Origin of the sequence: Sporocytophaga sp., assembly GCF_017745095.1 — a bacterium.
Taxonomy (GTDB): domain Bacteria; phylum Bacteroidota; class Bacteroidia; order Cytophagales; family Cytophagaceae; genus Sporocytophaga.
Map to the genome: position 1 here is coordinate 1 of NZ_JAGHZZ010000009.1, position 20,650 is coordinate 20,650.

Here is a 20,650-nt window from a genome sequence, read left to right on the forward strand (position 1 = left end):
ACCTGTAAACCTATTTCAGGACGAGACAGAAAGTTTGGCAAATCAATAGACTTGCCATCATTTGTGGACTTAAGTTAAATAAACTTAAGCCAGGATGCTGAATATTTGTTCCAGCTTGTATTCCGGAGCAAAATGAAGTACACTAAGTTTATCATAAAAGAAATTTGTTTATCTCTAAGGTAAAGATATAAAACCCTGATGCGCTCAAGAGTATTACAGGATGGACAAACAGCATTTTGTCTTTTTATATTTCCGTGTGGAAGAAATTTTGTAAAACTCTTATTGCAGCAAACACATGTTACGTTTGATCCTGAATAAAAAAAATTCTTATATAAAATTTTGTATGATGAAGTTTTATCCACGTCCTTTCGGAAAGGATGGATTTATAGATCGTCTTTACTATTTGCAACATTGAATAGGGCAAGAATTGAATCGTTAAGTTAAAGGATAGTTTATCAAAAACGAAGCATTAAATTTTCATGCCCAATTTTAGTAGTAGAAATTTTTAGTTTTGACACCTTATAATATCTTTTATAATTGGTGCAGCCAAATTAGGCACAAGATAGTCTGTAAAGTAGCTCCCACTGCTACTCTTTTGCTTTGAGCTTCTGTGTGTACTTCTGTATGAATATTTTGAAGTATAGTTCCGGTAAGGCTTCCCCTGAAGATTTTTTTTGAGAGGAGCAGCATTGTATTGTTGATTTTTATAAGCAAAACCTTCAAATCTGTTTTTCCTTGAGTTTAAAAAGTCGTATTGACTTTTTATAAAATAATTGTCGCCCGATGTCTGAGCTTTGAGATTGAGCATAGCCAGCAAAAATAAGCTTGTAAAAATAATAGTTACAATTTTCTTCATTTTTGTAAAAGTGTAAAGATATAAGTATAAGTCCTTTTTTGTTAAAAGGTTACAAGCTCGACAAATGATTTCCTAAACTCTTAACGGATCATTTTATTTATTACAGGCTTCCCTTCCAGATTAAAATCTCCTTCCAGATCTACCCATGACTTGCAGCCTCCATATTCCGGAAGTATTTCAATAGTTTGAGGTTCGTTTAGTTTGTAAATCTGAACGATAAGAAGATGTGCTCTTTTCTCCCATCTTTCAAAGCGTTCCTTAATGATTGCTTCGCTCCATGCATGGAAAGGAAATAATTTGGCAAGTTTGTCCCACTCAGTTATAATCCTGCTGTCCGCAATCTCAGCAAAATATTCAACCCTAACTTTATCTTGTTCCTTATGAAATTTTTCTGGATCAAAACCTTCAAACCAATCGCTTTTTACTAAGTCTTTTGCCTGATGGAAGAGGGTGGGGAACAATAAGAATTTTTTTGTTTTAATTTCAAAATCAGAACCTTCTTCATGAATACCTCCTTTTCGGATGATGATGTTCTGTTTGCCTGTTCCTAAGGCTTCCACTATATATGACCATTCTTTAAATGCAGGAGTCATGATTTTAACTTTGTAATATGTTATAAAAACTTAAGCATTAATTGGTAATCGTTCTGTAATGCTGGAATAAAAATAATAGAGGAAATTCAGATTTAAGTATTTTTATTCCCTAATTTATTTTTGAAATTGTAAGTTTATTACATTAACACCTGTTCATCAAAACATTGAAAGATATCATAATCATAGGTGGAGGCCTTGGTGGGCTCATTACTTCCATTTGCCTTGCAGATAAGGGATATGATGTTTTAGTGATAGAAAAGAAAGAATATCCCTTTCATAAAGTTTGCGGAGAATACATCTCTAATGAAGTAAAACCTTTTTTGAGCTCAATAGGATTAAAAATTGCCGACCTTGGCCCTTCAGAAATTAAAAGACTAAAAGTTACTTCTCCGCTTGGTGCGGAAGTAAACATGCAGCTTGACCTTGGGGGATTCGGACTCAGTCGTTATGCACTTGATTATGCTTTATATACACTTGCAAAATCAAAAGGAGTAAGTTTTGTCTTAAAAAGGCAGGTTGAAGATGTGAACTTTGAAAACGACATCTTCAACGTAAAACTGCAGGATGGCTCAGAGTATTATTCCCATATTGTCGTGGGTAGTTTTGGAAAAAGATCAAACCTTGACAGGCAACTCAATCGCAGATTTTTCTTTAAAAGGTCTCCTTACATTGGTGTGAAATACCATATCAGGACGGAATTCCCTAACGATCTGATCGCTTTGCATAACTTTAAAGATGGTTACTGTGGTATATCAAAAATTGAAGATAATAAATATTGTCTATGTTATCTGAGCTCAAAAAGTAATCTGAAAGATCATGGAAATATTGAAGAGATGGAGAAAGAAGTACTTTTCAGGAACAAGCATTTAAAGTACATTTTTGAGCACTCTGATTTTCTATATAAAAAGCCAGAAGTAATAAATGAAATCAGCTTTGAAAGAAAAGAAGCTGTATCCAATCATCTTTTGTTTTGCGGAGATGCAGCTGGTATGATCTCTCCCCTTTGCGGCAATGGAATGGCTATGGCTATACATTCTTCAAAGATCTTATCAGAACTTATCTCCACACATTTTGTAAAATCATCTTTAAACAGACAGCTTTTGGAAGATCAATATTCACAAAGGTGGAATGAATTATTTTCAACCAGATTGTTTGTTGGGAGCCAAATACAAAAATTATTCGGGCAGGACCTGATGACAGAGTTTTCTTTGAGATTCCTGAATACAGCAAAGCCTGTTTTAAGGCAACTTATAAAAATGACTCACGGTGACCCATTCTAGGTATACTTAAGAACGGTAAGGAAGATAAAGAAAGCTATAAATCCTAGAGAGGACAGCATATTCAGTGTCATAGTTGATTTGAAATTTGCAGCATTTTCATCCTTTAATACTCTTATAAACCATAGGAGAAAGTAAACCAGAGTGGGCATCATAAATAAAGGAAAAGCGTAAAGAGCAACTAAAAGATTTTTTGCGATGAAATAATATACAAATCCACCAGAACCAATTGTAAAGACCAACGCTGTCCAGATGAAAGTACCTCTGATTCCAAGCATTCTGCTAAATGTTTGATCTCCTCTTCTACCATCTTCATTATGCTGATATACTTGAGTCATAGGGTATGATCCCAAAAGGATCAAAGTACAAAGAGAAGCCGGAAGAATAAGATCATAAAAATTGACATCTGAATATGTCAGTCCGTTAATCGCTAAATAAGACATCAGATAAGTCCAGAGGCCCTGAAAGAAAGAAACGACAAGAAGTCCTCCTATTGGATATTTCTTCAATCTTGTAGAAGGATGACTATATGCCTTACTTGCCATTGCGATAATAAAGACCATTAGGGCAAATTGCCACCCTATAATAAATGAAAGGCCAATCGCTATAAACTCAAATAGTAATGATGTAAAATACAACTCTTTTGAAACAGGGGGAGGATTTTCGATGCCTCCTATACTTTCTTCATCTTTGTCAAAATAACTATTGTAACCATTGCTTGAGGGATAAAAAAAGAGGTGAATTATAATGAATGAAAGAATCAAATAAGGTATATTGGGATTCGGTGATTGGCTTAAAGCAAAGATAAAGAAAGGCATCAAAAAAATTGAGAAGGGAATTCTCAAGTGAATTAATGTTGATTTTTGAATCATCATTGTTTTAAGAGTTTTTAACAAGATAGATAAAATTTTGTTTCTAAGGAATGAAAAGTTTCATTACAGCGATAGGTACTGCAAATCCCGCATATGGTTTTCCGCAATTAAAGATAGCGGAGTTCATGTCGGATGCTGTTTCCATGAATGAGGAGGAAAGACAAAGGTTATTTACCTTGTATCGTGCTTCTGGCATAAGACATAGATACTCGGTCTTACCTGACTTTGGGACTGCATTTAAGTATTCTGATTTTTTCAAACCAGGAGATAAAGCCCTTATGCCATCTGTGTCTGAAAGGATGGCTCTTTATAAACAAGAGGCGCTTCCTCTGAGTATCGCTGCAATTGAGAACTGTTTGGATCAATTAGGATCTTTTTCCAAAGATAAAATCACTCATCTTATTACTGTTTCATGCACTGGTATGTATGCTCCAGGTCTTGATCTTGATATTGTTCAGTCTCTTGGCTTATCTCATTCAGTGAACAGAACATGTGTCAACTTTATGGGATGTTATGCTGCATTCTCTGGGATGAAAGTTGCGGACGCTATTTGTAAAGCGGACAAAAATGCTGTTGTATTAATGGTTTGTGTTGAACTTTGTACCATTCATTATCAGAAGAGTATGAATTGGGATCACATTCTCTCTAATGCTATATTCGGGGATGGAGCGGCAGCGGTGATTGTTCAGGCTGAAAAATCCAGCGCACTAGCCTTGAGTCCGGAGTTGTTTTATTGTGATTTACTACCGGAAGGTCGCAAAGACATGGCCTGGTCTATAGCTGACTTTGGCTTCGAAATGACTTTATCTTCTTATGTTCCTTCAATGATAAAAAGTGGGATAAAAGAGTTAACAAACAATTTGCTATCAAAGCTTAGTTATAAAGTTGATGAAATAGATTATTTCGCTGTTCACCCTGGAGGAAAGAAGATACTGGAAGTAATAAAGGATGAGTTGGAAATTAAGAAGGAAAAATGTCAACAGAGTTTTGACGTGCTTGCTGATTATGGGAATATGTCTTCGCCATCGGTACTTTTTGTTTTGAAAAAGATTATGCAGGATTTACAAAACGATCTTTCCTCTAAAAGAATTTTATCATTTGCATTTGGTCCTGGACTTACAATGGAATCAATGGTTTTGGAAGTTGTCCCATCAGAATTTACCAAAGCCCTTGAAGATGATAAGGAGTTTATCAATATAGAAGCAGTATGAGTCGTTTTTTGCAAAGATCAGCAGACCCTGAAATTATGGACGACCTGGAGTTCGAAGGGGAGGTTCTTGGCCAAACGTTAGATGAAATTGAATTTATAAATAAATGGTTAGGGGGTAATGCAGTAACGTTGGATGCTGTTAAAAGGGTTATTAAGGAAGGTAAGTTGCAAGCTTCAGATAATTCTATAACTATTTCTGATCTCGGATGCGGTGGAGGAGAAATGCTTTCACTCATTTATAAATGGGCACAGTCAAAAAGTATAAAAGTAAACCTTATTGGCATTGATGCTAACGACTATGTGGTGAATCATGCAGCAAAAAAAGTTCCTTTAAATAACAGTATATCATTTAAAAAATTTAATGTGCTGGATAAGGATTTCAGAAATGAATTATTTGATATAAGCACTTGTACACTTTTTTGTCATCATTTTGAAGATGATGTTTTTGTAGATTTTTTAAAGCAATTGAGGAAACAAACTCGTGTTGCTATCATAATTAATGACATTCACAGGCATTGGTTTGCTTATTATTCCATAAAATACCTTACGGGGTTGTTCTCCAAGTCATACATGGTGAAATATGATGCTCAGCTTTCGGTACTTAGGGCATTCAAGAAAAAGGAACTTGAACTTTTAATTACTAAAGCCGGTTTCGCTAAGTTTGAAATCCGCTGGAAATGGGCGTTTCGTTTTCAGGTGATTTTGTGGTGTGATTAATCTTGTGAGTTAAGATCAATTAACTACGGAATTAGTTTAACCTTCTTTTGAAGCTGCAAAACAAGAAATTTTGCTTTGTATTAAATGGTGTAATATGATCTTCAGTGATGCACTTCATTTTGTCAAATCCAGCTTCAAGTTCTGCTGTCAATGCTTGTTCATCATACTGTTTTATTTCAAGGCCACTGCACTTTGTTGGTCCATCTGTTGAAAAAGTTCCTATAGCTATGTAGCCAGATACACTTTGCTTTACAGTTTCCAGATAATGGGCAATTTGATCTTTTGTTGTGAGGAAATGAAAGGTTGCTCTATCATGCCAGATGTCGTAGTTTGAAGTAGGCTTAAATTCTGTTATATCACTTACAATCCAGGTTACCTTGTCGGCTTTGTCACCCAAGCGATTTTTTGCTTTGTCAAGGGCATTTTTAGAAATGTCAAGAACTGTTATGTTTTCATAACCTTCGTCAAGAAGGTGATCCACTAGTTTACTATCTCCACCGCCAATATCAATAATTTTCGCATTCTTAGACAGACCAAATGAATGAATAAAGTTCAATGAAGTGGAGGGAACATCTTGAGTCCAACTTACCTGGTCAGGAGTTTTCGTTGCATAGACTGTTTCCCAATGTTTTTTATTTGTCTGATTTTCCATAATAAGTGCTATTTAGATAGGAATATTTAGGTTCGTTCCGTTGTATTACCACTTATTTACAACAGATTGAATATAGTTTCAATTCTTCCTTAGGAGAAATTGCACCTATTTATTTTGATCTTGGTTGATTTATTAAGGAACCAAAGGGAAAGATCTTATGAGCAAGGTACATTTTATAGTTGGATTAATTGGTATCGTTGTACTCATCGTTGCGGGTGCTGCAACTGGTATAGTAAAAATAGGTGAAGCCGCGATTATTGGTGTTCTCGTATTCGCAGCTTCTCCTTTTATTTTCAAATTTGTGCAAGCAACCAGAAAGCACGACGAGCGCTGACTATCTGTAAAAAAGTTATTCTATTTTATTGAAGATCATTCAATAATTGGCCGCTTAACCTTTGCAGCTCAATTTCGGCAGTTTTTGCTGTAAATTGGGCTGAAAGAAGGTTGTTTTCTGCATCGGTAAGTTTTTGCTGGGTAATTCGAAGATCTATATCATTTATATTACCTAGTTTATATCTGCCCACTGCAATATTTAAGTCTTTACGTGCTACTTCAACATTTCCAACCTGAATATTTACAAGTTGAATGCTTGTGAGGTAATTGTTATAGTATTTATACAAGTCATTTTTAAGAGATAATTTTGTGTCTTCATACAGAGATGTATTTGATTTATATTGAACCTTTGCATTCTGAACATTCAAGGACGTGACACTTCCATTGAAGATGTTCATGCTTGCCGTTACCCCGTATGTTAAACCATTGGATTGGTTCAAACGTGCTGGGCTCACTGGGTTTTGGGTTTTTGTATAGTTGTATCCTCCAAACACTCCAATTATCGGTAAATATTGGCTACGGAAAGATTCTATATCATATCTGGCAATATTGGCATTTGCTCTGGATGTTAGTAACATTGCATTTTGACTCTCTAACTTCTCATTAAGATCATTAAAATCAAGCTTTGCATTAATTGGTATTTCTGGCCTTACTTCAAATGCCGTAGTAATTTCACGTGCAAGAAGCCGGTTAAGATCTGCTTTGGCATTACGGATTAGGGCCGCTTGTTGTAGAAGCCTTGTACTGTCGGCATTTGCATCCACCATTGCCTGATAAATTGCCTGCTCGGATCCGGTTCCTATACTTTTCATGCTTTGGGCCAGCTTAAGTCTTTGCAGTGAAAGGCCGATAGCTTCTTGAATCACATACATCATCTTTTGTTGCTGTACAATTGAGTAATATGTATTAATGATGTTTGCGACTGTTACTTCAATATCCATACGAGCTTTTGTCTGTCCGGCTCTTTCAAGTTCCTGAAGTTTATTCTTTGTAATAAACATGTTGAAGCCATCGAATATGGTCCAGTTGACAAGGGCATTAGCAGATATGCTTTTGGGTTTAAGACCGGTTACATCTTTTGCAGGTGTAGGTGGCTGATATTCTACGTGAGTATTCACAAGGTTGCCGGTATTATTAAAGTTTAAGTCAACCGTAGGTAAAAATCCAGCATTCCCAAGAGTATTGCTATTTTCTGCTATCTTCTGATTATTCCTTGCAATTATTATGGAATAGTTATTTTCAAGCCCTGTTTCAATAGCTTTTTCAAGTGTCAAAGTATCCTGACAAAAAGCAGTTAAAAAGCTGGCTGTCGATATAACAGCCAGCATAAAAAATTTAATTTTATTCATATGAATATTCTATCTTTTTAGGCTCTTCTTTAACTTCTTTCTTTTTATTCTTCTTTCTGGATAAGAATGTGTACATCGCCGGAATTACATACAAGGTCAGGATTAAAGAAAACAATAATCCTCCGATAATTACAAGTCCCATCGGGATACGGCTTTTAGCGCCAGCCCCAATAGCAAATGCAATCGGAACTGCTCCCAGAATAGTTGCAAGACTGGTCATTAGGATTGGTCTTAAACGTGCTGCTGCTGCCTCACGTGCTGCATCCATTACAGATAATCCTTCTTCTATTTTATGATTCGCAAATTCTACAATCAAGATACCATTTTTGGTTACCAGACCAATTAATATAATAATACCAATCTGGCTGAAAATATTTAATGTCTGTCCAAACGCATACAAAGTTATAAAAGCTCCGGCAAGTGCTAGTGGTACGGTTAACATAATTACCAGCGGATCTATAAAACTTTCAAATTGCGCAGACAAAATAAGATAGATAAGTACCAGCGCCAAAGAAAATGCAAATAGAATATTTGAAGAACTTTCGGCAAAATCCCTTGATGGTCCGCTCAGACTGGTGCTGAAGGAATCGTCTAGCAGTTTTTTGGAAATCTGGTCCATGGCTTCAATTCCATCCCCAATGGTTTTGCCAGGAGCAAGTCCGGCAGATACTGTTGCAGATTTATATCTGTTAAAGTGATAAAGTTGGGGTGGACTATTCGTTTCCTCTATTTTCACCAGATTGTCCATTTGAACAGGAACTCCGTCTTTGTTTTTCACATACAGCGAACTCAGATTCAATGGCTGATCACGGTTTGCCCTGTCAAGCTGACCGATAACCTGATATTGTTTTCCATTCATGTTAAAATAGCCAAACCTCTGCCCACTAAACGATAATTGAAGAGTCTGAGCAATATCACTCACAGAAACGCCAAGCGCTTTGGCTCGTTCTCTATCAGGTTTTACAATAAGCTCAGGCTTGTTGAATTTTAGGTTAACATCAAAGCCCATGAATGTGGGGTTTTTCCCTACTTCTTCCATGAATTTAGGAAGTACAGAAGACAGTTTTTTAAAATCAGATGACTGGATAACATACTGTACCGGAAGTCCGGACTTGGCGGCGCCCCCACCGCCACTGATCGTCTGTTCCTGAACGACGAAGAGTTTGGCAGATGGGAAAGACTTCAGATTTTTGGATAAGTAATCTGCAATCTCCTGCTGCGACCTGTTCCTGTCATGAGGATCTGTCAATGCTATTCTGAATATACCCGTATTCATGGCTCCGGAACCTGAGAATCCCGGTGCTGTGATGGTCATAGCAATTTTATTTTCAGGTACGGAATCTTTGATGAACTTAGATACATTGTCCATGTAGTTAAGCATGTAATCAAATGAAGTACCTTCAGGTGCCGTTGCAGAAACTCTGAGTACACTTCTATCATCAAGTGGTGCCAGCTCTGACTGAAGATTTCCTTTGATATATCCGATAGTTCCTAATGATGCAAGAAGTATGATAATTGCAACCCATCTTACATTCAGAAATTTTCCCAGAGAGCGACTGTATAGATTGGTCATCCCAACAAAGAAAGGTTCAGACCATTCATAGAAGCGTGTTCTCTTGGTATGGTTTTTTCTAGCCAGTTTTACATTCAACATTGGCGTAAGTGTAAGAGATACAAATGCTGATATAAGTACAGCACCTGCAACCACGATACCGAATTCCCGGAATAATCGACCTACAAAGCCTTCAAGAAATATAATCGGAAGAAACACTACAGCGAGAGTTATGGAAGTTGATATTACCGCAAAGAAGATTTCTTTGGAACCTTCATGAGCAGCATTTAACGGATCCATGCCTTCCTCAATTTTTTTGTAAATATTTTCCGTGACGACTATACCGTCGTCGACTACGAGACCTGTGGCAAGAACTATTGCAAGTAAGGTTAGAATATTAATAGAAAATCCTGCAACATACATGATAAAGAATGCCCCAATAAGAGATACAGGGATATCTATCAAAGGTCTGAAAGCAATAAGCCAGTCGCGGAAGAACAAATAAATGATGATAACCACAAGTACGAATGCGATGATCAGTGTTTCCTGGACTTCCAGTATAGATGTCTTAATGAATCTCGTGTTATCAAGAGCGATGTCCATCTTGTAATCATTAGGAAGATCTTTTTTTATCTGGTCGAATCGCTTGTGAAACTCGTTGGCAATTTCAATATAGTTTGCTCCTGGTTGGGGCACCACACCAAGACCAATCATTGGAATGCCAGATTCCTTAAGCATGGTGTTTTCATTCTCTGCACCTAAAGTAGCCCTTCCGATATCAGACAGCTTAATAATTCTGGTTCCATCGTTTTTAATGATAAGGTTATTGAACTCATCTTCTGTGGTAAGTCTTCCCATCGTCCTTACGGAAAGTTCAGTAGCATAACCTTCAATTTTACCACTAGGAAGTTCTACATTTTCTTTGTTCAATGCACCCCACACGTCGGCAGCTGTTAGCTGATAGGAGGCCAGTTTAAATGGGTCCATCCAAATCCGCATAGCATATTTTTTCTGTCCCCAAATCTGTACAGTACTTACACCTGGAATTGTCTGGAGCCTTTCAAGCACCACGTTTTCGGCATAGTCGCTCACTTCAAGCTGACTTCTGGTATTGCTTTGCAGGGTAAGAGCTATGATGGCATCAGAATTTGCATCTGCTTTTGTAACAACCGGAGGACCATCAATATCCAAGGGAAGAAAGCGAACCGCTTGAGAAACCTTATCCCGAACGTCATTCGCTGCAGTTTCAAGATCTGCATCTAGATTAAATTCAACAGTGATGCTGCTTGTTCCTGTGCTGCTTGAAGAAGAGATGGATCTGATACCCGCGATTCCGTTGATACTTTTTTCCAATGGTTCCGTGATCTGCGATTCTATAATATCAGCATTGGCACCAGTATAGGATGTCTTAACTGTAATGACGGGAGGGTCAATGGATGGGAATTCCCGTATACCCAGGTATTTATAGCCGATGAGTCCGAATAGTACAATGACTATGGACATCACGGTTGCCAGAACAGGGCGGTTTATACTTACAGAAGAAATATTCATAGCAGATTACTTGGATAAGGTTATGTTTACCTTCAGGCTGTCTTTTAATTGCATGATACCTGAAGTAATTAATGTGTCTCCAGCATTCAGACCTTCGGTTATCTGAATGGAAGAGTCGTTACGCACGCCAGTTTTTACATTTTTGGAAATAGCATAACCTTGTTTATAAACAAATACTTTTGAGCCATTTTGCATGGGTACAATTGACTGTGTAGGAGCCATGATAGCTTGAGCGTCTTTTTGTAACAAGAGATCAATTTTAATAAATGACCCAGGTCTCAAACTGAAGTCTTCATTTGAAGATCTTGCACGCACTTTTAAAGTTCTTGTAGCTACATCTACCATAGGTTCCGAAGCATATACTGTACCATTATAAATCTTGTCAGATCCGGTTACAGTAAACTTTATATCAGAACCTTTCTTGACAAAAGCACCATATTTTTCAGGAATATCGAATTCAAGCTTAATGGGATCTATTTGCTGAAGAGAAGCTATAACAGTAGTAGGAGAAACAATTTCACCTTCACTCACATAGCGTAGTCCTATTATCCCACTGAATGGTGCTTTCACTTCAGTTTTACGCAATTGAGCAGATAATAAGTCCAGATCTGCATGCAGGGTACTTGCTTGGTTGCTGGCAATGTCATATTCTTCCTGGCTAATACCACCTATTTCGAGGAGCTTCCTTTTACGCTCTTCTTCTCTGTTAGCTAGTTCTTGTTGAAGCTTGATCTTTTTATATTGAGCTCTGAGTTCTTCATCAAAAATTTTTACAAGAAGTGTTCCTTTGGAAACTTTTGCATCTTCTTTAAAATGAATCCCTGTTACTCTACCGGATACCTCACTTCTAAGATCTACTTTTTCATTTGAAAGTATAGTTCCTATAATTTCTATCTTATTGTCCACCTCTTCAGGCTTAAGAATTAAGCCTGTGATGGATAAAGGAGGTGTATCCTTTGGCCCACGGATCTCTTTGGCTTTTTTGCCGGAGGATGTGCAGGACCAGATAGTGGCCAAAATAAAAATAGCGGGAAATATGGTGGTTCTGATACTCATCGCTTTGGTTTTACTTAACTTTATTAATTTTGAGTTTGATGTCTATTTTGCTTGAATGCAGAGCTTTTAAATTATTTCTTATCAGGTCAAGGGTACTATAGAAATTATTTATTTCTATTTCACTCATCCCTTTAAATGCTCCTTGCTCCAGTTCTTTATATGTTTTCCTGATTTGCGGAATTAACTTTTTGCCTTTGGTGGTCACTTGTAAAAGATGCTCCCTTCGATCTTTCTGGTTAATGACCCTTTCTACAAGCTCAAGCTTGGACAAATGATCAAGATTGCGCAGGGTAGTAACTTTGTCGCAATGAAGTAATTCGGAGAGTTGCTGCTGGGTTATTTTTCCTGAGTTTTCATCCAAAACCAACAACATATAATAATACCTGTCCAAGCCAGAGCTTTCTAGATTTTCAACAAGAAATGCCAGATAATTTTTGGCCAGATCTGTGCAGCGTTTTCCCAGCGGAGGTTCTTTTGATGAAATAATTCTCATTTAAAGCAACAACAATAGTAAATTAAGTTAATTGTTAGCAATATTAACTAATTGGTTTAATAACGTAAATAAACAGACTAAAATTTAATTGTTTATCATCGTTCGTCTATGAATTCCATGATTTGGAATTCGAAAAATTAGGAACAGTAAATGCGGGATAATAGTTTGAAAAATATTTATTTGAATGTGAAAACTTACAGCGGAGAGTTCAGATGTTTCGTTTTTTTATTTTTGCCTATTTTTTTAGGCATAGAAACTACCTTATAGGTTAAAAAGCAAACAATGGCGAGAATAAAGAATAGTAGCATAACAAAAAAATTAAGGTGTTTAAGTGTTTATACGTGTTTTTTGAGGGTAAGTAACCTGGTTTTTCGTGAATTTTATTTCTGTGATATTAAACGTTTTATGTAATGAGGAGTCTGTGGATTCCTTATTAAGTCTGCGTTAATATTTTTTGCTCATCTTCTCGCAGGTTGGCAATAATTAATTTTCTGATTATAAGTAGATTATAATGATTGATAGTAAAGCAATTACTAAAATTTGTTACAATTGGTCAATTTGTTTTGTTTTTAACATTTCTCCGATTAATTTTGAACCCTCCAAAGTCAATTACTCTGAACATGTAATTGATTTATAAAGAAGAGGGGAGAGAAAAGGCTCTTTGAACCTCTAGCAACCTATCCTTTTGAGATAAGGTGCTAATTCCTTTCCTAAGATATTAGGGCATATAAATTAATTATGATGAAGAAATTAATTGAATACTATTACACCTTTCGTTATACCTCTTTCTTTAAGAGTAAAGGCCAGTCTTTTAATTTCCTTTTTATCTGTTGTTAGTTTTGTGCTGAATTTGTTGGTTTAATCTGGAGTTTAAAAGTGGAAAATAAGACCTTTACATATAAGAATAATTTTGTTTTAGAGTCAGGGCAGGTTCTTGAAAACCTTACGATTCAATATTCTACATTTGGGAAACTAAATAGTAGAAAAGATAACGTAATTTGGGTTTGCCACGCTCTTACTGCTAATTCAGAAGTACATACATGGTGGTATGGGTTGGTAGGAGAGGATAAATTTTTTAATCCTGAAAAGCACTTCATAGTATGTGCCAATATACTTGGTTCTTGCTACGGAACAAGTGGCCCTCTTAATGTTAACCCTCAAACAGGTAAACAATATTTTCTAGACTTCCCGCAGGTTACAATAAGAGATATGGTAAATGCCCATATCGTCCTTAAAGAGGAATTGGGTATTTCTAAAATACATTCATGTATCGGCGGATCCCTTGGCGGTCAGCAGGCTATGGAGTGGGCTATTATAGCTCCTGATACTATCGAAAACCTGATCTTGCTGGCAACTAATGCGTTTCATTCTCCGTGGGGAATTGCTTTTAATGAATCTCAGAGAATGGCTATTCAGGCTGATAGTACCTGGCAAGAGTGCAGAGAAGATGCAGGGCAGGATGGTTTGAAAGCGGCAAGGGCTATCGCACTTCTTTCATACAGAAATTATAATACTTACGTTTCCACACAGAAAGAAACGGACGACAATAAGCTGGATAACTATAAAGCATCCTCTTACCAGAATTATCAAGGGGTTAAGCTTGTAAACAGATTTAATTGTCATTCATACCTTTACCTTTCAAAAGCAATGGATTCACATCACGTCGGTCGTGGACGCGGTGGAGCTGAGGTTGCGTTAAAGGCTATAAAATCAAATACTTTGGTGATTGGCATCAAAACCGATATTCTTTTTCCAGTTTGCGAGCAAATTTTCTTAGCTCAAAATATTGTTGGAGCAGAATATCAGGAAATTGATTCTTTGTATGGGCATGATGGCTTTTTGATTGAAACTGAAAAAATTGCACATATACTGAAGGATTTTTATAAAAGAAAAACCGCTGCCGGATTATTCTGATAATTTATTTTTCTTCCCTTCGTCTTCCCCGCAATAACTTTATCCGATAAATCGTATAGAAAAAAAGCCTATATTTAGGGCTCTTTGTATTTATCAGAAATCTGACAGAAATCAATTAATTCAATTCAAATGAAAAAAGGTCTTCTTATTTTTCTGGGGATAATAGCATTTTTATTTATCCTCTTGTTAACCATTCCATTCCTTTTTAAAGATCAAATCAAAGCCAAAGTAGATGAGCAGATCGCCAAAAGCGTGAATGCTACTGTTGTTTTTGATGCGGATAAATTAGGATTGTCTCTTATCAGAAACTTTCCAAACGTAACTATTTCCATCGACGATTTTGGTATCATCGGAAAACAGGAAGAGTTTAAAGGTGATACTCTTTTCTTCGCTAAGAACTTTAAAGTTGTCGCCGATATCATGAGTGTTATTTCAGGAGATCAGATAAAAGTTAAAAGCATTTATCTGAATAAGCCAATTGTTGCTACATATGTGACGAAGGACGGCAAGATGAGCTGGGACATTGCTATAGCAACTCCTGAAGATACTGTTAAGAAAGCTCCGGAAGAGCCTTCTAAGTTCAGCATTGCACTGGATAAATGGGAAATCGAAGATGGTCTTATTATTTATGAAGATAAATCGTTGCCTATGTATGCTGAGTTGAGGGGCTTTAACCATACTGGGAAAGGGGATATTACTCAGGATATTTATGATGTTGAAACTTATACAAAGTCTAAAGAGACAGTTGTTATTTTTGACAATGTTGCTTATCTGAACAAACATCAGGTTGAAGCGAACCTTAATCTGAATATCAACATGCCTAAGTCAGAATATAAGTTCCTTGAAAACAATATCAAGATCAACAATTTTGATTTCGGGTTTAACGGACTTATAGCAATGCCAGGTGATGATATCATCTATGATCTTACTTATGAGGCAAAGGAAACTGATTTCAAAGATCTTATTTCTCTTGTTCCTGCGATCTATACTAAAGATTATAATGATCTGAAGGCTGAAGGTAAAGTTGCATTTAACGGAATTGTAAAGGGTAAACAAACAGCTACTACACTTCCAGGCTTTACATTCAATTTGAAAGTTGATAACGGAAGCATGAAATATCCATCTCTACCTTCTGCTATCAGCAATATTGCGACTGACCTGAGTGTGGTTAACAATGACGGAATCATTGATAATACTGTTATCAATCTGAAAAAATTCCACATGGATATGGACAAAAATCCTATAGATGCACGTGCTCTTGTTGAAGGGTTGAATCCATATAAAATTGATGCGAATGTACTTGCAAAGGTAAAGCTTGATGATGTAACTAAGTTTTACCCGATTGAAGGAACTACATTAAAAGGACTTTTCGGTGCTGACGTAAAGGTAAAGGGTATGTATAGCGACTCTTTGAAACTGATGCCGGTTGTAGATGCAAAGATGTTCTTACAGAATGGTTATGTTAAAACCAAAGATTTCCCTGCTGCATTGGAGCAAATGAGCTTTAATGCTGCAGTGCAAAGTTCAGGTGATATGCCAACTTCTAAAGCATCATTGGAAAACTTTAAAATGGTGATGGACGGAGAGCCATTTGAAATGAAGGCTAATGTTGTGAATTTTGATGACCCTGCCTATGACGTGAATTTGAAAGGAATTATTGATCTTACAAAAATGACAAAGATCTATCCTCTTGAAGATATGACAGTAGCAGGTAGAATCATTGCAGATATCGCAACTAAAGGAGTATTGTCTGATGTGGAAGCAGGAAGGTATGAAAAAACTTCTACTGCTGGTACAATGAAGGTTTCCAACCTGAAATATTCTAGTAAAGATTTCCCTCAGGGAATGGCTCTTTCCTCTGCAAGCTTTACACTTACACCTGATAAAATGACTATCGATAATATGGATGGTTATCTTGGAAAAAGTGATATCAGCATAAAAGGATTTTTCTCTAATTACATGGGCTATATGTTCGGAAAGCAGGACACTGTACTTCGCGGAAACATGAGCTTTAATTCGAAGAAATTTGATGTGAATGAGTGGATGACAGACGAAGAGGCTACAACTCCTCAGGCTCAGGCTGAACCTGTAGATAGCGGTCTTGTTGAAATTCCCAAGAACATAGATTTTTTCCTTGCTTCACAAATCGGAGAAGTTCTTTATGACAATATGAGCCTTAAGGATCTTAAAGGTAACATCATCATGAAAGATGGTATAGCGAGACTGGAAAATCTTGTATTCAATTCTCTTGGCGGAAGTTTCTTACTGGCTAAGGGAGAGTATAATACGAAGGATGTAGAAAAGCCGTCATTCGATTTTGATATGAAGATTACAGAGATTCAGATCAAAGAGGCATTTAAGACCTTCAATACAGTTCAGACATTTGCTCCAATGGCAAAAAATATGGAAGGCGTTGTTTCTTTATCCCTGAAGACAAATGGTCAGATGGATAAATATATGAATCCGCTTTATCCGACAATGTCAGGAGCAGGAAGTCTTGCTATTCCTAATGCTACCATTAAGGACAATCCTATTCTTGCTACAATGAGCAAGCTTACTATGGTAAAGGAGCTTAACCCGCTTGGTGTTAAAAATGTGATTGCGAATTTTAAGATTGAAGGCGGCAAGTTAAAAGTTGAACCTTTTGATGTAAATGCTGGTAACTTCAAAATGAATATTGGTGGTGCTTCTGGCTTTGATGGAGGTCTTGATTACATTGTAAAAATGGATGTTCCAGCAGGTGCATTAGGTTCTGCCGTAAACTCAGCTTTAGGGAAGATTACAGGTCAGCCTTCTTCAGGTTCTGAGAACATAAAACTTGACCTGAAAATTGGCGGTACCAACAGCGATCCAAAAGTGGGTATAGCAGGAAGCAGCGTACAAGAGCAAGGTAAAGCTCAGGCGAAGACAGCCGTTGAGAACAAGGTAAAAGAAGAAATCAAAAACAATGCTCAGATCCAGGAAGCTCAGAAGCAAGCTGAAGAAGCGAAGAAGGCTGCAGAAGAAAGAGTAAAGGCAGAGCAGGAGAGAATAAAGAAAGAAGCAGAAGAAAAGCAGAAAGCGGAGCAGGAAAGACTGAAGAAAGAAGCTGAAAAAGCAATTAAGGATAAGTTTAAGCTTCCTAAATAATAATCAGAAATTATAATTAAAAAGAAAAGAGGTTGTTTCCAAAAGAAGCAACCTCTTTTTAGTTTTAAGTAATAATTTCTATGAACACACTCTTACAATTTATTACTTACAACTTTTAAATTTCCACCAGAGCTACTTCAGATACATAATAGCTTTTTCCACTTTTGCATTCTTTGCATATATACCTTGTTCGATTTAGTTTGCCTTTGATAAAAAATTTTCTTCCCAGTCGGAATCGTTGTCCCTCGTTAAGTTCCGACAAATAGACGAGATTGTCATCCTTATCGAATTCTCTTAAAGCCATCATCAGATTTGTGTCAGAGCAAGTGGAAGCTTTAGGATCAGCGATATAATCTTTTAAAGCTTTAGATAAGGAGGCTGGAAAATCATGCCTTTCGAATATTGGAATCAATAATTCTGAGAATATGGCTTTCCATTGATCACCATGAGGTTTTATCCTGTTTCCGTAACGGATCTGTGCTTTAAGGTGTGCTACTTCATGCAGATAAGTGACAAGGAAAGAATATGGATTAAGGTCATGATTGAGCGTTATTGTATGTTCCTTAGTACGTGGATCATATCTGTAATCGCCAAGTTTTGACTCCCTTCTCCGTGCTAATCTGAAGTAAAAGTGATTCTCATACCATAGCTTGTAACAATATGAAACTGTCCCTTTCGGAAGATGCTTTTCAAAAACTGAAATAAGAAGATTTTCCTGCATTTTAGGTGTAAATAGAATTTTAAAATAAGAATTTGCAGGAACAGTGGCATGAGAATGTAAGGATTTTTTATTCCTGGTAATAATGGGACTTTTCTGCTTATTTTTCATACCCTTTTTTTGAAATTACATGCCAGAACAGGAAAAGTTTTACAAAAAATGGTCTAAATTTTTAACTTATGGTGTTTAGATGATATAAGAAAGCTTTAAAATTGTTATATTAGCTCCTTAAGAATTTTTAAATTAAATAAGTATGGTTGAAAATATAAAAACATCCGCTCTAAAAGGTGTTGTAGTAGGAGATCAGGTTCAGGAGATTTTCGAAGCAGCAAAAAAACATCAGTTTGCCCTTCCTGCAGTAAACGTAGTAGGAACTAACTCTGTAAATGCTGTTATGGAAACAGCAAAAGAAGTTAATTCACCTGTAATTATTCAGTTATCAAACGGTGGTGGACAGTTCTATGCTGGAAAATCTCTTCCAAATGACAAACAGCAGGCTTCTATAGCAGGTTCTATTTCTGCTGCTCACCATGTACACCAATTATCTTTGGTTTACGGTGTTCCTGTTATCCTTCACACTGACCATGCAGCAAAAAATCTTCTTCCTTGGATAGATGGGATGCTTGCCGCTGGTGAGGAGTTTTTCAAAGCATACAAAAAGCCTTTGTTCTCATCTCACATGATTGATTTGTCTGAGGAGCCTCTTGAAGAGAACATCGAAATCTGCAAAGAATATCTTAAAAGAATGTCTAAATTGGGTATGACTCTTGAAATCGAACTTGGTGTAACAGGTGGAGAAGAAGACGGAGTTGATAATTCAGATGTGGATAATTCTAAACTATATACTCAACCTGAAGAAGTTTCTTACGCTTACGAAGAGCTTATCAAAATCAGCGATAAATTTACAATTGCAGCAGCTTTCGGTAACGTTCACGGCGTTTATAAGCCAGGTAGCGTAAAGCTTGAGCCAAAAATTCTTAACAAGTCTCAAGAGTATGTTAAGAAGAAATTCAATCTGAGTGCTGAAAAACCAATCAACTTTGTATTCCATGGTGGATCTGGATCTAGCCAGGAGCAAATTAGAGAAGCTATCTCTTACGGAGCTATCAAAATGAATATCGATACAGATATTCAGTGGGCTTATTGGGATGGTGTGAAGAACTACTACAAGAAGAACGAAGGATATCTACAAGGTCAGATTGGTAACCCTAAAGGAGAAGATCAGCCTAACAAGAAATTCTACGATCCAAGAGTTTGGTTGAGAGAAGGTGAGAAAACTCTAGTAGCGAGATTGAAGCAGTCATTCGAAGATTTGAATGCGATCAATATCAACGCTAAATTGTAATTTGATTATATAATATACCTCAACGTGCCGCTCCGAAGGAGAAGTACGTTGAGGTAAAACTCTATAAATAAAAAGCCCTCGACGTATCGAGGGCTTTTTATTTATGCATGTATTTATCTTAAAGATTCTCCTGAGGTACTTCAGTAACTTTACCTTTGAGGATAATCAGAAGATCTGTTAATTTAGATTTAAGCTCTTTTCTGTCAACTAGAAAATCAAGGAAGCCATGCTCCAATAAGAATTCAGCGGACTGGAAACCTTCAGGAAGGTCTTTACCTATTGTTTCCCTGATTACCCTTGGTCCTGCAAAACCAATCAAAGCTCCTGGCTCAGATATGTTGAAATCGCCTAACATTGCATAAGAAGCAGTAACCCCTCCGGTGGTAGGGTCTGTCATTAATGAAATATAAGGAATTCTCTCCCTGTCAAGAAGGGCTAGTTTGGCAGAAGTTTTAGCCATTTGCATCAATGAAAAGCCAGCCTCCATCATTCTGGCTCCACCAGATTTACTGATCATTAAAAAAGGAATTTTGTGTTTTCTTGAGTAGTCGATTGCTCTTGAAATTTTTTCACCCACAACTGATCCCATTGAACCACCAATGAATTTAAAATCCATGCAGGAGATAACGATTTCAATTCCGTTCATCTTTCCTACAGCAGATCTTACAGCATCTTTAAGTCCTGATTTTTTTTGTGAAGCTTTAATTCTGTCCGGGTAAGCCTGGCTATCTGTAAATTCTAATGGATCTGAGGAGCTAAGGGTAGGATCTAATTCAGTAAACTGATTATCATCAAAAATCAGTTCGAAATATTCTTTTGAGCCAATTCTGGCGTGGTAATTACACTCAATGCAGGTATAGGAATTAAGTACATGAGCACTCGTCTGCATGACTTTTTTGCATTCGGGACACTGATACCAAAGCCCGTCAGGAACCTCTTTTTTCAGTTCTGTTGGTGTTTGAATTCCTTTTTCTGTTCTCTTAAACCAAGTCATCCCCTTATTCGTTTTGATTGTTTATTTTCACTATTAATT

17 protein-coding genes and 1 riboswitch are annotated in these 20,650 nt (G+C 36.8%); of the genes, 7 read left to right on the forward strand and 10 right to left on the reverse strand.

Going from position 1 to position 20,650, the window contains the following annotated elements; translation table 11 throughout:
• Positions 1-505 precede the first annotated feature (505 nt).
• A complete protein-coding gene (locus tag J7604_RS14855) occupies positions 506-856 on the reverse strand; it encodes a hypothetical protein (protein ID WP_293897125.1) in 351 nt (116 codons plus the stop codon).
• An 80-nt stretch (positions 857-936) separates the two neighbouring features.
• Entirely contained in the window at positions 937-1,449 is a 513-nt protein-coding gene (locus tag J7604_RS14860; protein ID WP_293897126.1) for a DUF1802 family protein, read from the reverse strand.
• A 164-nt stretch (positions 1,450-1,613) separates the two neighbouring features.
• Between J7604_RS14860 and J7604_RS14865 the strand changes: the two genes are divergently transcribed.
• Positions 1,614-2,729 carry an FAD-dependent monooxygenase gene (locus J7604_RS14865; RefSeq protein ID WP_293897127.1) on the forward strand — a complete coding sequence of 372 codons (1,116 nt, stop codon included), beginning with the start codon at positions 1,614-1,616 and terminating at the stop codon, positions 2,727-2,729.
• On the opposite strand, the gene J7604_RS14870 is transcribed toward J7604_RS14865, so the two are convergent.
• Complete coding sequence (locus J7604_RS14870; RefSeq protein ID WP_293897128.1) at positions 2,726-3,601, reverse strand: UbiA family prenyltransferase; 876 nt, start codon at positions 3,599-3,601, stop codon at positions 2,726-2,728. The genes J7604_RS14865 and J7604_RS14870 overlap by 4 nt on opposite strands.
• Before the next feature lie 47 nt (positions 3,602-3,648).
• Here J7604_RS14870 and J7604_RS14875 point away from each other — a divergent pair, with 47 nt between their 5' ends.
• Both J7604_RS14875 and J7604_RS14880 read left to right on the forward strand, forming a co-directional pair.
• Positions 3,649-4,809 carry a type III polyketide synthase gene (locus J7604_RS14875; RefSeq protein WP_293897129.1) on the forward strand — a complete coding sequence of 387 codons (1,161 nt, stop codon included), beginning with the start codon at positions 3,649-3,651 and terminating at the stop codon, positions 4,807-4,809.
• Positions 4,806-5,525 (forward strand): methyltransferase domain-containing protein, encoded by a 720-nt coding sequence (locus J7604_RS14880; RefSeq protein ID WP_293897130.1) that lies wholly within the window; start codon positions 4,806-4,808, stop codon positions 5,523-5,525. The genes J7604_RS14875 and J7604_RS14880 overlap by 4 nt, the downstream gene beginning before the upstream one ends.
• A gap of 31 nt (positions 5,526-5,556) precedes the next feature.
• Here J7604_RS14880 and J7604_RS14885 read toward each other — a convergent pair whose 3' ends face one another.
• Entirely contained in the window at positions 5,557-6,177 is a 621-nt protein-coding gene (locus J7604_RS14885) for a class I SAM-dependent methyltransferase (RefSeq protein ID WP_293897131.1), read from the reverse strand.
• A gap of 157 nt (positions 6,178-6,334) precedes the next feature.
• Here J7604_RS14885 and J7604_RS14890 point away from each other — a divergent pair, with 157 nt between their 5' ends.
• Complete coding sequence (locus J7604_RS14890) at positions 6,335-6,511, forward strand: hypothetical protein (RefSeq protein WP_156027063.1); 177 nt, start codon at positions 6,335-6,337, stop codon at positions 6,509-6,511.
• 25 nt (positions 6,512-6,536) lie between these two features.
• Here J7604_RS14890 and J7604_RS14895 read toward each other — a convergent pair whose 3' ends face one another.
• The 4 genes from J7604_RS14895 to J7604_RS14910 are packed head-to-tail and all read right to left on the reverse strand — an operon-like array spanning position 6,537 to position 12,511.
• Entirely contained in the window at positions 6,537-7,859 is a 1,323-nt protein-coding gene (locus J7604_RS14895) for a TolC family protein (RefSeq protein WP_293897132.1), read from the reverse strand.
• Positions 7,852-10,962: an efflux RND transporter permease subunit gene (locus J7604_RS14900; RefSeq protein WP_293897133.1), complete on the reverse strand. Its 3,111-nt coding sequence runs from the start codon at positions 10,960-10,962 to the stop codon at positions 7,852-7,854. Before J7604_RS14900 ends, J7604_RS14895 begins: the two co-directional genes overlap by 8 nt.
• A 6-nt stretch (positions 10,963-10,968) precedes the next feature.
• Positions 10,969-12,018: an efflux RND transporter periplasmic adaptor subunit gene (locus J7604_RS14905; RefSeq protein WP_293897134.1), complete on the reverse strand. Its 1,050-nt coding sequence runs from the start codon at positions 12,016-12,018 to the stop codon at positions 10,969-10,971.
• A gap of 10 nt (positions 12,019-12,028) precedes the next feature.
• Entirely contained in the window at positions 12,029-12,511 is a 483-nt protein-coding gene (locus tag J7604_RS14910; RefSeq protein ID WP_293897135.1) for a MarR family transcriptional regulator, read from the reverse strand.
• Positions 12,512-13,139: 628 nt separating this feature from the next.
• A riboswitch (SAM riboswitch) is annotated at positions 13,140-13,245 on the forward strand.
• Between the two features lie 142 nt (positions 13,246-13,387).
• On the opposite strand from J7604_RS14910, the gene metX reads away from it, so the two are divergent.
• On the forward strand, positions 13,388-14,425 hold the full coding sequence (gene metX, locus J7604_RS14915; protein WP_293897136.1) for a homoserine O-acetyltransferase: 1,038 nt from the start codon (positions 13,388-13,390) through the stop codon (positions 14,423-14,425).
• A 129-nt stretch (positions 14,426-14,554) separates the two neighbouring features.
• Positions 14,555-17,554, forward strand: a complete 3,000-nt coding sequence (locus J7604_RS14920) for an AsmA-like C-terminal region-containing protein (protein ID WP_293897137.1) — start codon at positions 14,555-14,557, stop codon at positions 17,552-17,554.
• A 115-nt stretch (positions 17,555-17,669) separates the two neighbouring features.
• On the opposite strand, the gene J7604_RS14925 is transcribed toward J7604_RS14920, so the two are convergent.
• The gene (locus tag J7604_RS14925; protein WP_293897138.1) at positions 17,670-18,383 is read right to left on the reverse strand and encodes a SprT-like domain-containing protein; all 714 of its coding nucleotides are present in this window, start codon (positions 18,381-18,383) and stop codon (positions 17,670-17,672) included.
• A gap of 142 nt (positions 18,384-18,525) precedes the next feature.
• Between J7604_RS14925 and fbaA the strand changes: the two genes are divergently transcribed.
• Entirely contained in the window at positions 18,526-19,617 is a 1,092-nt protein-coding gene (fbaA, locus tag J7604_RS14930; RefSeq protein WP_293897139.1) for a class II fructose-bisphosphate aldolase, read from the forward strand.
• Between the two features lie 118 nt (positions 19,618-19,735).
• Here fbaA and accD read toward each other — a convergent pair whose 3' ends face one another.
• Positions 19,736-20,611 carry an acetyl-CoA carboxylase, carboxyltransferase subunit beta gene (gene accD, locus J7604_RS14935; protein WP_028980778.1) on the reverse strand — a complete coding sequence of 292 codons (876 nt, stop codon included), beginning with the start codon at positions 20,609-20,611 and terminating at the stop codon, positions 19,736-19,738.
• Positions 20,612-20,650: the final 39 nt, after the last annotated feature.

What these genes read in the sequence shown, in the direction of transcription:
- J7604_RS14855 (WP_293897125.1), bottom strand. Translation starts at nt 856, where the DNA reads ATGAAGAAAATTGTAACTATTATTTTTACAAGCTTATTTTTGCTGGCT.
- fbaA (WP_293897139.1), top strand. Translation starts at nt 18,526, where the DNA reads ATGGTTGAAAATATAAAAACATCCGCTCTAAAAGGTGTTGTAGTAGGA.
- J7604_RS14895 (WP_293897132.1), bottom strand. Translation starts at nt 7,859, where the DNA reads ATGAATAAAATTAAATTTTTTATGCTGGCTGTTATATCGACAGCCAGC.
- J7604_RS14910 (WP_293897135.1), bottom strand. Translation starts at nt 12,511, where the DNA reads ATGAGAATTATTTCATCAAAAGAACCTCCGCTGGGAAAACGCTGCACA.
- J7604_RS14860 (WP_293897126.1), bottom strand. Translation starts at nt 1,449, where the DNA reads ATGACTCCTGCATTTAAAGAATGGTCATATATAGTGGAAGCCTTAGGA.
- J7604_RS14885 (WP_293897131.1), bottom strand. Translation starts at nt 6,177, where the DNA reads ATGGAAAATCAGACAAATAAAAAACATTGGGAAACAGTCTATGCAACG.
- J7604_RS14900 (WP_293897133.1), bottom strand. Translation starts at nt 10,962, where the DNA reads ATGAATATTTCTTCTGTAAGTATAAACCGCCCTGTTCTGGCAACCGTG.
- J7604_RS14870 (WP_293897128.1), bottom strand. Translation starts at nt 3,601, where the DNA reads ATGATGATTCAAAAATCAACATTAATTCACTTGAGAATTCCCTTCTCA.
- J7604_RS14890 (WP_156027063.1), top strand. Translation starts at nt 6,335, where the DNA reads ATGAGCAAGGTACATTTTATAGTTGGATTAATTGGTATCGTTGTACTC.
- J7604_RS14925 (WP_293897138.1), bottom strand. Translation starts at nt 18,383, where the DNA reads ATGAAAAATAAGCAGAAAAGTCCCATTATTACCAGGAATAAAAAATCC.
- J7604_RS14880 (WP_293897130.1), top strand. Translation starts at nt 4,806, where the DNA reads ATGAGTCGTTTTTTGCAAAGATCAGCAGACCCTGAAATTATGGACGAC.
- J7604_RS14920 (WP_293897137.1), top strand. Translation starts at nt 14,555, where the DNA reads ATGAAAAAAGGTCTTCTTATTTTTCTGGGGATAATAGCATTTTTATTT.
- J7604_RS14875 (WP_293897129.1), top strand. Translation starts at nt 3,649, where the DNA reads ATGAAAAGTTTCATTACAGCGATAGGTACTGCAAATCCCGCATATGGT.
- accD (WP_028980778.1), bottom strand. Translation starts at nt 20,611, where the DNA reads ATGACTTGGTTTAAGAGAACAGAAAAAGGAATTCAAACACCAACAGAA.
- J7604_RS14905 (WP_293897134.1), bottom strand. Translation starts at nt 12,018, where the DNA reads ATGAGTATCAGAACCACCATATTTCCCGCTATTTTTATTTTGGCCACT.